At 65.4% G+C, this 12,684-nt stretch carries 11 protein-coding genes and 1 pseudogene; 9 read left to right on the top strand and 3 right to left on the bottom strand.

Going from position 1 to position 12,684, the window contains the following annotated elements:
• The first annotated feature begins 55 nt into the window (after positions 1-55).
• On the top strand, positions 56-1,009 hold the full coding sequence (locus tag LIP_RS02320; RefSeq protein WP_068133821.1) for an ABC transporter ATP-binding protein: 954 nt from the start codon (positions 56-58) through the stop codon (positions 1,007-1,009).
• A 3-nt stretch (positions 1,010-1,012) separates the two neighbouring features.
• Positions 1,013-1,789, top strand: coding sequence for an ABC transporter permease (locus LIP_RS02315; RefSeq protein WP_198409658.1), 777 nt, complete (start codon positions 1,013-1,015; stop codon positions 1,787-1,789).
• Between the two features lie 109 nt (positions 1,790-1,898).
• Here LIP_RS02315 and LIP_RS02310 read toward each other — a convergent pair whose 3' ends face one another.
• Complete coding sequence (locus LIP_RS02310) at positions 1,899-2,717, bottom strand: SDR family NAD(P)-dependent oxidoreductase (protein ID WP_198409657.1); 819 nt, start codon at positions 2,715-2,717, stop codon at positions 1,899-1,901.
• 405 nt (positions 2,718-3,122) lie between these two features.
• Between LIP_RS02310 and LIP_RS02305 the strand changes: the two are divergent.
• From LIP_RS02305 to LIP_RS02280, 6 genes and pseudogenes are all read left to right on the top strand, one after another.
• Positions 3,123-3,818, top strand: a pseudogene (locus LIP_RS02305) (pseudouridine-5'-phosphate glycosidase); the annotation flags it as partial.
• 164 nt (positions 3,819-3,982) lie between these two features.
• Complete coding sequence (locus tag LIP_RS02300) at positions 3,983-4,543, top strand: sugar O-acetyltransferase (protein WP_068133811.1); 561 nt, start codon at positions 3,983-3,985, stop codon at positions 4,541-4,543.
• 557 nt (positions 4,544-5,100) lie between these two features.
• Complete coding sequence (locus LIP_RS02295) at positions 5,101-6,015, top strand: HNH endonuclease (protein ID WP_158509530.1); 915 nt, start codon at positions 5,101-5,103, stop codon at positions 6,013-6,015.
• Between the two features lie 114 nt (positions 6,016-6,129).
• Positions 6,130-7,290 (top strand): 6-phosphofructokinase, encoded by a 1,161-nt coding sequence (locus tag LIP_RS02290; RefSeq protein ID WP_068133806.1) that lies wholly within the window; start codon positions 6,130-6,132, stop codon positions 7,288-7,290.
• A 4-nt stretch (positions 7,291-7,294) separates the two neighbouring features.
• Positions 7,295-8,302: a ketose-bisphosphate aldolase gene (locus LIP_RS02285; RefSeq protein WP_068133804.1), complete on the top strand. Its 1,008-nt coding sequence runs from the start codon at positions 7,295-7,297 to the stop codon at positions 8,300-8,302.
• A gap of 46 nt (positions 8,303-8,348) precedes the next feature.
• On the top strand, positions 8,349-8,903 hold the full coding sequence (locus tag LIP_RS02280; protein WP_158509529.1) for a GNAT family N-acetyltransferase: 555 nt from the start codon (positions 8,349-8,351) through the stop codon (positions 8,901-8,903).
• A gap of 299 nt (positions 8,904-9,202) precedes the next feature.
• On the opposite strand, the gene LIP_RS17380 is transcribed toward LIP_RS02280, so the two are convergent.
• Both LIP_RS17380 and LIP_RS17375 read right to left on the bottom strand, forming a co-directional pair.
• Complete coding sequence (locus tag LIP_RS17380; RefSeq protein ID WP_082725750.1) at positions 9,203-10,504, bottom strand: MFS transporter; 1,302 nt, start codon at positions 10,502-10,504, stop codon at positions 9,203-9,205.
• Positions 10,505-10,540: 36 nt separating this feature from the next.
• The gene (locus LIP_RS17375) at positions 10,541-11,182 is read right to left on the bottom strand and encodes a TetR/AcrR family transcriptional regulator (RefSeq protein WP_082725749.1); all 642 of its coding nucleotides are present in this window, start codon (positions 11,180-11,182) and stop codon (positions 10,541-10,543) included.
• 851 nt (positions 11,183-12,033) lie between these two features.
• Here LIP_RS17375 and LIP_RS18290 point away from each other — a divergent pair.
• Complete coding sequence (locus tag LIP_RS18290; protein WP_144440291.1) at positions 12,034-12,189, top strand: GNAT family protein; 156 nt, start codon at positions 12,034-12,036, stop codon at positions 12,187-12,189.
• The last annotated feature ends 495 nt before the right edge of the window (positions 12,190-12,684 follow it).

Below are 12,684 nucleotides of genomic sequence, written 5' to 3'. Positions count from 1 at the left end.
GTGAAGGCCTTGCTCGAGTACTTGTTGTTTGTGGAACTGTAACGGAGGCGACAGCATGCAGGAGGAGCGCACAGGAGTACTGCTTGAGCATGTAACGAAGGTATTTGGTACGACAGAGGCGCTGCGGGATCTCAGTCTGACATTTCCCGCGGGCCGAGTGTCCAGCGTCCTCGGCCCCAATGGGGCCGGGAAGACCACCACGATTCAGATGATTGTGGGACTGTTGAAACCGACCGCCGGGAGGGTGCGGGTCTTTGGCCTTGACCCGGCGCGCCACGGGTTGCAGATCCGTGCCCTCACGGGACTGGTCATGCAGCAAACAGCCCTCGATCTGTATCTTACGGGATGGGAAAACCTGGAGCTTCAGGCAAGCTTGTACGGGCTCAAGGGCGTCCACAGGAAGCGTCGCGTCGAGGAACTGCTTGCGTGGTCGGGCCTGGAGGGTGACGCGGACCGGCTCACGCGTACCTATTCAGGGGGGATGCGGAGAAGGTTGGATCTGGCTATCAGCCTGTTGCACCGCCCGCGCATCTTGATATTGGACGAGCCTACGACCGGGCTCGACGTCCAGACACGCCACCAGCTCTGGTCCATGATCCGTGAGCTGAGGGAGATGGGTACCACCGTGATCCTAACCACGCATTACCTCGAGGAGGCCGACCAACTCTCGGATCAGATCGCTGTTCTGCGAAATGGTGGACTGGTTGCCCAGGGCACACCGTTGGAACTGAAAGAACGGCTGGGTTCCGACATGTACCGGCTTACGGTGCGACTCCGGGGAGAGGCCGGCCGAGAGATCTTGAATCTGAAACCTCAACAGTTCGAGGGTGACCAGGCTGTCTGGCACGGTCCATCGCGGGAACTCTACGGCCTATTGAATACCGTCGTCCATCGATGGGGCGCGGACATTGTGGAGGCGCGTGTTTCGCAGCCCAGCCTGGATGAGATCTTCCTGAAGATCCTCAACGACGAAAAGTTCCAGAAGTCTACCGCGTTCGGAGGTGAGTGATCCATGATGAAGGAAACGCCAACGCCCGTTATTCCTGCCACTTGGGGGCTCACCAGGCGTTGGGCATGGCGACTCAAGAGGCAACCAGCAGCCCTCCTTGCGACTCTGGTCCAGCCCGCGGTTTGGTTAATCTTGTTTGGTAACATGTTTCGGAGCAACACGGTCGTTCAGGGCTACAGCTACATCGCGTTCATGACCGCGGGCGTGGTGGTCATGACGGTTTTCAACGGAGGCTTGAATGGTGGAGTGGAACTGCTCTTCGATAAGGAAACCGGCATGCTCCGGCGACTCCTGGCGGCCCCGATCCCACGGATGTCGATCCTCTTGAGCCGGGTCTCTTTTGTGGCGATGGTGACCTCCCTGCAATCCCTGCTCATCTTGTTCTGTGCATACCTGTTTGGCGTGGTTCCGGCCGCCGGTCTTCCTGGGGTGGCGGTCATCCTCGCTACGGGCTTGCTGTTTGGCATGGGCGTGACCGCGCTGTCCCTAGCTCTGGTTTTCAGACTTCGCGATCATGGTCAGTTCTTCTCGATCCTGGAATTCGCCACGCTTCCCATCATCTTTGCGAGCACAGCGCTGGTTCCACTGGAGGCGATGCCGCCGTGGCTTCAGTTCGTAGCCCGGCTGAACCCGATGACCTACGCCATCAATAACGTGCGTGACTTGGTTCTGGAGGGTTTCAACCCACTGGGCGTTCTGCAGGCCCTCGGGTTTGTCTTGGTCTTTGCGGTTGCGGCCCTCGTCCTGGCCTCTGTAGCCATACGGCGGGTGATGGAGTAGGGTGCACGGCTGTGGCTTACCCGTATCTCATCGCTCGAAGGCCGTTCTTTACAGCCTCGCCATGTCTCCTAAACAACGCGGGCGCGCCCCCGTTCCAACGATGGAAACCTCACCACACGGTCGATCCGCCCTCCACGGGCAGGGTGACCCCCGTGACGAACGCGGCGTCGTCTGAGGCCAGGAAGGCCACCGCGCCGGCGATCTCCTCCGCGGTGGCGATCCGGTTGAGGGGGCAGGCGGCTGCGAGCCGGGCGGCCATCTGGGGGTCCGAGCGCAGGTCCGCGGTCATGGGGGTGGCCACCCACCCCGGTGCCACTGCGTTCACCCGGATCCGGGAGGCCGCGTAGCTCACGGCCATCGCCCGGGTGAGGGCGATCACCCCGCCCTTGCTCGCCGAGTAGGCGTGGGTGTCCGTGGGAGGCAGGCTTCCCAGCAGGGCGTCGTCGGAGGCGATGCTGACCACCGCCCCGCCCTCCTCCATCATGAGCGGGATGAAGGACCTGCTGGAGAGGAAGACGCCCGTGAGGTTGACGGCCAGCACCCGCTCCCAGGTCTCGAGGCTGCAGCGGTGCACCGGCCCGTCGCCGATGGGGCGGCCGCTGATGCCGGCGTCGTTCACCAGGACGTGACACCGGCCGAACTCCCTGCGGACCCGTTCCGCCGCGGCCTCGACCTGCTCCGCCCGGCTCACGTCCGCCTCGACGAAGAGCGCCCGGGACGGCGCGGGGCCACCCGCCTCCTCCACCAGCCGCACGGTCTCCCGCCCCTCCTCCCGGCGGACGTCCAGGACGACCACCCCTTCGGCGCCCTCCCGGGCCAGCCGCAGGGCCACAGCCCTGCCGATGCCCCGGGCGGCGCCGGTCACCACGGCCACCCGGCCACGGAAGCGGCCCCTCGTCGGTATCGCGTCGTCCAGTGTTGCCATCATGCGCACGGCCTCCTCCATCCGGGAATCATCTCCCCCGTCCATCGCCTCGAAAGCCCCAGACCCTTGGATCATAGCGCACCCTCCGGGGGGAGACCAGATGGGTCGCGTGCTGCACGGCCCGGGTCCCGAGGTCGCGTGACACGGTAGAGGCAAGCCGAGGTGGAGGTGAGGCAGCCCGCGCTGGCGAAGGGCTGCCCGGGACCGGACCGCGCCGGGCCGGAGTGCCCCGTGGGTGGCGTCGTGGCCTGTCGCCCACACCCACCGGCAGCGTCGGAGGCAGCCTGAGAAACGGAAGGCGAGCGCACGTGAACGGGATCCGTACGGAAGGTGAGCGCCCATGACGGGTATCCGGGTAGCCCCCGAGGTGCAAGCCGCCCTTGAGGAGGGCCGTGTGGTGGCCCTGGAGTCGTCGATCATCTGCCAGGGCATGCCATGGACATCTCCTCGGACCTGGTGGCGCTCTCCCGCTACGACGTGATGGTGGTGTGCAGCGGCGTGAAGTCGTTCCTGGACATCGGGCGATCGCTGGAGCTCCTGGAGACGCTGGGGGTGCCGGTGCTTCGGTACGGAACAGGCGACTTCCCAGGGTTCTTCGTCCGGAGCACGGGCTTCCCGGTGCCCTACCGGGTCGACGCCCCCGAAGAGGTGGTCGCCTTCGCCCGGCTCAAGTGGGGGGAGGGCTGGCGGGGCGGGATCCTCGTCGCCAACCCGGTGCCCCGGGAAGAGGCCGGGGACGACGCGCTCATCGCCCGCGCCATCGAGGAGGCCCAGCGGCTGGCGATGGAACGGGGCGTGAGCGCCGGGAGGAGCCGTAACGTGGGCGCGAGCGACCGCCCGCGAGCGCCTGCGCCACCGGGGCACGTGGTCTCCTTCGTAGACGCGCAGGGCGAGCGGACCATGTTCTCGTATGGCGGGGCGGCCGCGACACCGCTGGAGCTCACCGAATCCCGGAGGGCGGCCATCGCCGGCGCATCGCTCCTCTTCCTCTCGGGGTACGGCCTTCGGGCCCCAGACCAGGCCGCCTCCTATCTGGCCGCGGCGCGGCTCGCCCGGGAGCACGGCATGCCCGTCGCCTTCGACCCTTCGCCCGCCTGGGCGTGAAGCTCGGTCCCGAGGGAAGCCTCGTGGCGGGAGCCGCCGGACCCGATCGCGGCCTTCCTCCTCAGCTTGTCCGCGGCGGCGTGGGGCGAGTGGGAGAACCGGGCGGCAGAGCGGGCGGTAGGCCCAGAGCGCTGGCCATGGATCGCACGCAAGGAGCTGATCAAGTGAGAAGCGAGAAGGAGAAGATGCTGGCGGGCGAGCTGTACGACGCGTCGGACCCTCAACTGGTCGCGGAGCGCAGGCGGGCGCGCCTTCTCCTGCAGGCGCTGAATGCGACCCGGGACGATCAGCCTGAAGAGCGGGCGCGCCTCATTCGGGAGCTCTTCGGGGCTGCGGGGGAGGGGACCTGGATCGAGCCGCCTTTCTACTGCGACTATGGGAGCCACATCACCCTGGGCGACGGTGTCTTCTTCAACTTCAACTGCGTGGTGCTCGACGTGATGCCGGTCACCATCGGCCACCGGGTGCTGATCGGGCCGGCGGTCCAGATCTACACGGCCACCCATCCCGTGAGTGCGGCCGAGCGGCGCAAGGGGCTCGAGCTGGCGAGACCGGTCGCGGTGGGCGACGACGTCTGGATCGGGGGCGGGGCGATCCTCTGCCCCGGCGTCCGCATCGGCTCAGGGTCGGTGATCGGCGCGGGCAGCGTCGTCACCCGGAGCATCCCGGAAGGGGTCTTGGCTGCGGGCAATCCCTGCCGGGTCCTTCGCGAGGTGGAGAGGTAGGGCCGAGTGGGCGTCGTCGCCAGCGACCGTTGGGCGCACACAGCATCATCCAGATCGAGTGCGGAAGAAGTCACGCTGACGAGATCGGCCAGTACCTCCTCAGCGATCTCGCGAAAGGGCCCTTGAAGGAAAAGCCCCCGCGGTAGGGAAAGCATGCCCATCTTGACCCAAAGGCCGGGGTCGAGGTCTGTGGCTCGTTCGCGGCCTGCATGGTCATGGTTCTACTCGTGGCCTACGCGACCAGGTACGGCGCGACGCGGGAGGTCGCCGAAGTCATTGGAAGGGCCCTGTCCCAGCGCGGCCTCCAGGTCGACGTGCAGCCTGTGTGCCATCGGAAGGTGCTCGCGGGCCTGCCCTTCGCCCTGCTCGCCCTCGGACCGTTCCACGACACGCCGGGGGAGATGGCGAGCGCTCGGGAACCCGTCGACAGGTACCTGGCCAAGGCAGAGTGGCTCTCCCCCGTCTCGGTCGCCATCTTCGGAGGACGTCACGACCCGTCAGCGCGTGAGCCCGCGTGTGAGCGCGTTCGGCAGCTCCGGACAGAAGGACTGGAGGACATGGACGACGCCCGTGTGCGGTCCGAGGCCTTCAGGTGGGTAGCCGAGCAGGTGGCACGGTACGGGGACGTCCTCCCGCGCGCCCTGCTCCTCCAGGGCTTCGTCCTGGACGGCCAGCGGATCCCCCTCCTTGGCCCCCAGGGGATCTTCAAGCCCAGGGTGTTGCGGGAGATCCCGCTCTCGATCACGACGGCACCCGGTGGGCCCTGTGACGACGCCTTCGACCGCGACGGCCTCCTCCGCTATCGGTACCGAGGGACGGACCCGGACCATCCCGACAACCGCGGGCTCCGGCTGGCCGGGCAGCGTGCGGTGCCCTTGATCTACTTCCACGGCGTGGTTCCCGGGGAGTACCTGGCGGCGTGGCCCGTCTACGTGGTGGACGACCGTCCCTCGGAGCTCGCCGTCACCGTCGTGGTCGATATCCCCTACGAGCTCGAGCCTCCCCGAGGCGGTTCCGCGGCCCCGGAGGATTCCTTCGGCGAGGTCCGGGAGATGCGCCGGCGCTACACGACCGCCCAGGTACGTGTGCGGCTCCACCAGCGGGCCTTTCGCGAGCGCGTCCTGGAGGCGTACCAGCGGCAGTGCGCCTTCTGCAGGTTCCGGCGCGAGGAACTCCTCGACGCCGCCCACATCGTCCCGGACTCGCAGCCGGGCGGCGAGCCCACCGTTCGCAACGGCCTGGCCCTCTGCGCCCTCCACCACAGCGCCTTTGACCGCTACTTCTTGGGGGTGACCCCCGACTACGAGATCCAGGTCCGGCCGGACATCCTCGAAGAGGAAGACGGCCCGACCCTGATCTACGGCCTCCAGGCCCTCCACGGGCGCAGGCTCTGGGTGCCGAGATCGCCCCGAAACAGGCCGGACCGCGACCTGCTGGCCGTTCGCTATGAGGACTTCAGGGCGGCGATCTAGGTAGCGCTCGGGGCGATCACCCTCGCTTCGGCTCGCAGAGGACTTTGCGCGTCTTGTCACGAAAATCCCAGACAAGGCCGGGGAGTGACCACCGGCGCAGCGAGGCGATCGACCGTGATCAAGAAGATTGCTCTCATGACCGGCGGGGGTGACTGCGCCGGGATCAACGCGTTCATCGCCGCCGCCGTCCGGAGAGGGGTCGAGGGCTACGGGGCGGAGTTTCTCGGCATCCGGAAGGCCTTCGAAGGGGCTGCAGCCGACAACATCGAGGAGCACCTGATCCCCTTGGACAAGGAGGCGGTCGTCGGACTGGAGAACAAGCCAAGCTCCATCCTGGCCTCCTCGCGCTTCAACCCCTTCTCCGACGCGAACCGTAGCCGGAATGTGCCGCAGAAGCTCCTGGAGAACCTGAAGAGGATCGGCGTCGACGCCGTGCTGGCCACAGGGGGCGACGACACGATCGGGTCCGCCATGGGGCTCGCCGAGATGGGGTTTCCGGTCGTGGCCGCTCCCAAGAGCGTGGACAACGACGTTTCCGGTACGGACACCATGCTCGGGTTCAAGACCGCAGTCGCCTTTGGCGCCACGGCCTTCCGCAGCACCGCGGAGTCCGCCCGGACCCACAGCCGGATCTCGCTGGTCGAGATCATGGGTCGTGAGGCCGGGTGGCTGGCTCTGGAGATCGGGATCGCCGGCGGTGCCGACGTCATCCTGATTCCGGAGAAGGCCGTCGACCTCGCGGGACTCATGGGGCGGATCGAAACGATCTACCGGCGCCAGGGCTACGTGAACATCGCCGTGGCGGAAGGGCTCAAGATCAGCCCGGAGGATCCGCTGCTGCAGGAGGCGAGGGCGGAGATCCCCGTGGTCAGGGCCTTGCTCGAGGAGGACCTGGGGCGGGACGCGCACGGCAATCCGAAGCTGGGCGGCGTGGGCCAGCTCCTGCGGAGGATCATCTGCCACCGGCTGGGGTTGAAGAAGCTCGAAAAGGTGCGTGCCACCGACCTCGGGTATACGTTGCGGGGGCTGGCTCCCATCGCGGACGACGTGATCCTGGGGACCCGATTCGGCTTGGCTGCCGTGGACTACCTGTTCGCCGGCGTCACCGGAAGGATGACCGGCCTTCAGGGGACCCGAATCGTGCCGGTCCCCTTTGCCGACGCCTTGGTGCCCAAGACCGTAGACTGGCTGGACCAGGAGCTCGAAAGCGCCGGCGTTTACTGCCAGCGGAGCGCGGAAGCCGCCTGGGGAAGGGTACGTGAGACAGGAGGGTAGCCACGTGCTGGTAACGTCCAAAGCAATCCTGGAGGCCAGCCTGCGGGCTCACAAAGCGGGCCGACCGTTCGGCGTGGGCGCCTACAACGTCAACAACATGGAGCAGATGCAGGGGATCATCACCGCCGCCCAGGAGACCCGGTCACCGGTGATCGTCCAGGTCAGCCGGGGAGCGTTGAAGTACGCCCAGGACAAGTATCTCGTCAACATCATCCAGGCCGCGATCGAGCTCGCCCCCGAGATTCCGGTCGCGGTCCACCTGGACCATGGGAACGGCATGGAAGTCGTTCAACGCGCCATCGACCTCGGCTTTACCTCGGTGATGATCGACGGCTCCCTGATGGAAGACGGCAAGACGCCGTCCGACTTCGAGTACAATGTCGAGGTCACCCGCAGGGTGGCCGAGTACGCCCATGCGCGCGGCGTCTCCGTCGAGGGTGAACTGGGCACCCTGGGCGGGATCGAGGACGACGTCGGTTCCGGGATGACCCAGCTCACCGACCCCGAGCAGGCGGTGGAGTTCGTGGAGCGGACGGGTGTGGACGCCCTGGCCATCTCCATCGGGACCTCCCACGGTGCGTACAAGTTCAAGGGGGAGCCCAAGATCGCCTTCGAGATCATCGAGGAGACCCGCCGGCTCCTGCCCGACACATACCTGGTCTCTCATGGTTCTTCCAGCGTCCCGCCAGAGCACGTGGCCTTGATCAACCGGTACGGGGGCAAGATGGAAGCGGCCCGAGGCGTCCCTCTGGATGCATTGGAGAAGGCCGTCGCCCGCGGGATCAACAAGATCAACGTCGATACCGACATCCGCCTGGCGGCCACCGGAGCCGTCCGGAAGTTCCTGGCCGAGAACCCGCAGGAGTTCGACCCCCGTGCCTATCTGAAGGCCGCCCGTGCGGCGATCGCCGCCGAGATCAAGAAGCGGATGGAGGCGTTCGGGACCGCGGGCCGGGCGCCCGAGGTCCCCCCGTGGGGCCTGGCGGAGATGAAGGCGGCGTATGGAAAGTAGAGTGGGAACGGGTCGTCCACGCCTTCCTGCGGGTCCGGGAGGAACGATGAGCGTCCCTGAGCTCCCGACCCGTCGCATGCGGCTGGTGCCGGCCACAGCCACCCTTGTGCGGGCCGAGATGGCCGGCCGCGAGCGACTGGCCCCCATGCTGCGGGCGGCGGTCCCCGACGCGTGGCCTCCGGAGACCTTGGCCGACGCCCTCCCCTTCTTCCTGGCACGCCTCGAGGCCGATCCGGCCAGCGTGGGATGGTACGCCTGGTACGGCCTGGTGCGCACGGCGGAGCCGGAACAGGCCCTCCTCGTGGCGAACGGCGGCTTCAAGGGACCGCCCCGGGGCGGCGTGGCAGAGGTCGGGTACGCGGTGCTGGAGGCGTTTCAGGGGCGTGGCTACGCGACCGAGATGGTGACGGCCCTGGTGGGGTGGGCCCTCCGCCGGCCCGGCGTCGAGCGCGTCGTTGCCGAGACCATGCCAGACAACCGGCCGTCGATCCGAGTCCTCGAGAAGGTTGGTTTCCAGCCGGCGGGCCCGGGTGAGGAGCCGGGGAGCCTGCGCTTCGAGCTCCACCCGACGGGGCGACTTTCCGCCGGCCGCACGACGTAGGTGACCCTGCAGTCGCCGCGAAGGAGAGACCCATGACCCACACTCAGGCGCGACACGTCGTCTTCGGCACCGGACCGCTCCGGCCGGGTCAGCGCTGGGGTCTCCCGGGACGGAGAGAACCCGGAAAGCGCTGGCAAGGCAACACGCGGAAGTGGGGGGTGATGTTGTTTAGCGTCCTCGCCGAGAAGGCACTCACGCTTGCGGCATTTGAGCCACCTCCAGACATGCACCGTTGTCTCGTCTCAATATCGACATCGATTCACCTCCAATGGGTATCTCTGGGGCTGTCTACCACTGCTTCAGGACTCCGCTCCTTCTCGAGACGAGGCTTTCATCTTCGCATCTGTTCGGATACTGATTGCCTGACAAGCCAATCCCACAGCAGCAGCAAAAACACCGCTGATAAGGAAAAGCCGGCTTGGTCCAATCCACTCTGATCCGTAGCCCGCCAATAACAGGGACAGAGGCTGCAACCCCGTGGACGCAACAAGGAGAATACCCATAGCACGACCCAACACCGCGGCCGGTACCACCCCCTGGATTCTTGATATCACCAAGACGCTAACGACGGCGACGCAGACTCCAGATCCAAAGAGGAGTGCGCCTGTAGTTACAGCCCCAGTATCCTTGCCAACGAACACCCAAAGTGCACCAAGCACAGTCAGCCATCGATAGATGCGGCGATCAGTACCAGTCTTCCCGAGGACCAGGGCAGGGACCGCTGATCCCAACAGGGACCCTAGGCCGAATACAGCCACAAAGACACCGTGCATCTCTGGCCCAGTACCCGACCCGTTGCGGACCAGCCCCGCGAGGCCGACTTGGAGCGGCCCGACAACACTCAAGTTGATGGCGGCAGAGGTTAGCAGCAGGAGGATGACTTCTACCGACCTCATGATGCTTCCGAACCTTGCGCGGCCCTTCGCCTGGGCCCCAACCATGTCATCCTCGCTAGATGTTGGCGGATGTTGATCTGCATATGATGTATCGAATCTACCGAGGTTGGCAGCAAGCAGTGTTGCAATACCAAGCAAGCACGCGACTACAAGGTAGGACGCGCGAAGTCCCACTGTTGCAAAAGCGGCCGTCGCTGCAAGTGACCCAAGGAAGGGCCCCGCCTGCGTCGTGAACTGTATCAAGGCGTTTGCTGTTTGTAGGTTTTCCCGCCCCGCAATCGGAGCGACTGCTGCAAACGCGGCTGGCGAGTACATCGCCACGGCAATCCCAAAGACAGATACAAGCAGCCCGATTTGCGATACAGAAGGTCGTGCAAGACTAAGCACCGTGCCAAGCAACCCAGCAAGCACGGCTAGTACCGACAGCGTCCATGTGAGCACTTTTGTGGCAGGGCTCCTGTCCGCTATTGCCCCCCCAACGGGTAGCAGAATTGCCCGGGGAATGGCACTCATCATCAGGAGGGCACCAGCCGCAGCTTCAGACCCGGTAAGTTCAATTGCAATCCAGGTCAGTGCAAGGATGTGGAACTGCCCTGCGACAGATGTCAGCAGATGTATGCCCCAGAGTTGGCCGAAACCTGGAAGGCGGATGATCGTGTACCAGCCCTCAGGGGTAGGGTACTTCCCTTGCTGCGCCTGAGTCATGGACGACCTCCGCCTCTCCCTCCACGTGGAGAACACTCAACGCTCGGCTGTGTCGCCCGCCGCCGGCAGTGAGCGCCTGACAAGTCTGCTGATCACTCTCTCGACGCGGGTTAGCTCAGCGGTCGAGGGCCTTTGATTCCTCGCGAGCCAGTAGCCCACGAGTCCATCTGTTAATACCCAGAATACTCGTGTCACCATGTCCACGTCGAGGGAGGCGTCCAATTCACCGCGCTTGATACCCTCTTCCAGTGCGTCCCTGAACAGTCTGGCGAGGTCGTCATATTGCTTCTCCAGAACTCGCAGCAATCCAGCATCTCGCTGTCTGGAAACGTGGTACCAAAACTCCCAGGAGACCCTGGTTTGGTCCTCTAGCGATTCCCAAGACCAGATAATGCGATGCCACATAGCTAAGATTCTCTGCAAAGCGTCGTCTCGCTCGTCGTATGTCCCTCGTAAGGCGTCGAGTTTGGCGGCATGAGCCTTTCGGGAAAGTGCGAGAAAGATGCTTTCCTTCGTCGCGAAGTACGTGTAGATTCCACCCTTGCTGAGGCCAGCTTCAATGCTGATTTCCTCTAGGGTGGTACTCTGGTATCCATTGCGCGCAAAGCATCGTCTTGCCGCCTCAAGAATGCGTTCAACCTGTGCCTCTCGCTTCTGCTCACTGATTCTCGGAGACATCCACGCCGCCTCCTTAAAAACCGGCTGGCCGCGCTTTATTCTGCCGACATTGTTGTCAGTCCTTCTGCAATTGTCAAGCGCGATTGGCTGCCATCTTGCTTCAAGAGTACGCTTGAGATGATTCTACCATCAAGTATCTCTCAATAGAGTGTGTTCTCGCGTGCTTCCGCCATAATGCGCATTACGTTGCTCTCAGGGTCCAGGGCGTTCGAGGCACTCGCCTCTGTCAAAGCCGATCGAAAGGGAGGCGCGGCGGGGTAGGTTGCTCTGATGCCAAGAGGTGGTAGCAGTAGAACGATGAAGCTGGGGCCCTTCGTAGGGTCCCGGAGGCGGTGGGCTGAAGAGACCTTAAGAAGGAAGGTCGCCCCGCAACCCCGTCCAAGCTGGAGATTGGGAGACCATCCAGAGGAAGGCTATGAGCGCGGCCGCCCACCACGTTGTATTGCACAAGCGTTTCCGCGTCAGTGCGTAATCTGGCGAAATCGACCGCGGACGGTTCATGCCGGCCTTCCTTGTACGGGCGAAGATGGCCGGCCGCGAGCGACTGGCCCCCATGCTGCGGGCGGTAGTCCTTGACGCGTGGCCTCGGGAGACCTTGGCCGACGCCCTTCCCTTTCTCCTGGCACGCCTCGAGGTCGATCCGGCCGGCATGGGATGGTACGCCCGGTACGGCTTGCTGGGGACGGGGAGCCGGAACAGGCCCTCCTGGTGGCGAACGGCGGCTTCAAGCGACCGCTCCGGGGCGGCGCGGTGGAGGTCCGGTACGCGGTGCTGGAGGCGTTTCAGGGGCATGCCTACCCGCCCGAAATCGTGACGGCCCCGGTGGGGTGGGTCCTCGGGCGGCCCGCGTCGTGCGCGCCGTGGCCGAGGCCATACCAGGCAACCGGCCGTCGATCCGCGTCCTGGAGAAGGCCGGCTTCCACCGGGTGGGCCCGGGCGAGGAGCCGGGGAGCCTGCGCTTCGAGCTCTACCCGACGGGGCAGTCTCCCGCAGGCCGCACGACGTAGGAGAGCCTGCAGGCGCCGAGAAGGAGCGATCCATGACCAACTCTCAGGCGCGACTTGTCGTCCTCGGCACCGGACCACTCGGACGAGCCGTCATACGAGCTGGTCCGCCGGGGCCAGAGTGAACCGGCGGGGCGAAGGCCAGGTCCCCGCGGGCATTGAGCTGGTCCGGGCCAATGCCTACTCGCCAGCGGCGGTCGGCGACGCGCCGCGGGTGGGTGGGTGTGGCGGCGGGGGCTCCCGGCCGGGTCAGCGCTAGGGTTTCTAGGGACGGAGCGAGCCCAGGAAGCGCCGGCGGGGCGGCTACGCAGAAGTGGGGGGTGGTAAGTGTTGTTGTCGGTCACGTTGCGCTTTCGCTGTTTCGAAGACCACGACCCTGCCACAGTGCCCCACTCGCCGCCCGCGTGAGTTAACCGAGATTTCGCAGCAGGCTTTTTTAGGAAGGAGATGGGAAGGTGCCCCGCGAAGTTCTTTTGTGGGTAAAATCCAAACAACGAA

Origin of the sequence: Limnochorda pilosa (genome assembly GCF_001544015.1) — a bacterium.
GTDB classification, from domain to species: Bacteria; Bacillota; Limnochordia; order Limnochordales; family Limnochordaceae; genus Limnochorda; species Limnochorda pilosa.
The sequence above is the reverse complement of the archived record's forward strand: the minus strand, read 5'-3'. Positions and strand labels throughout refer to the sequence as shown.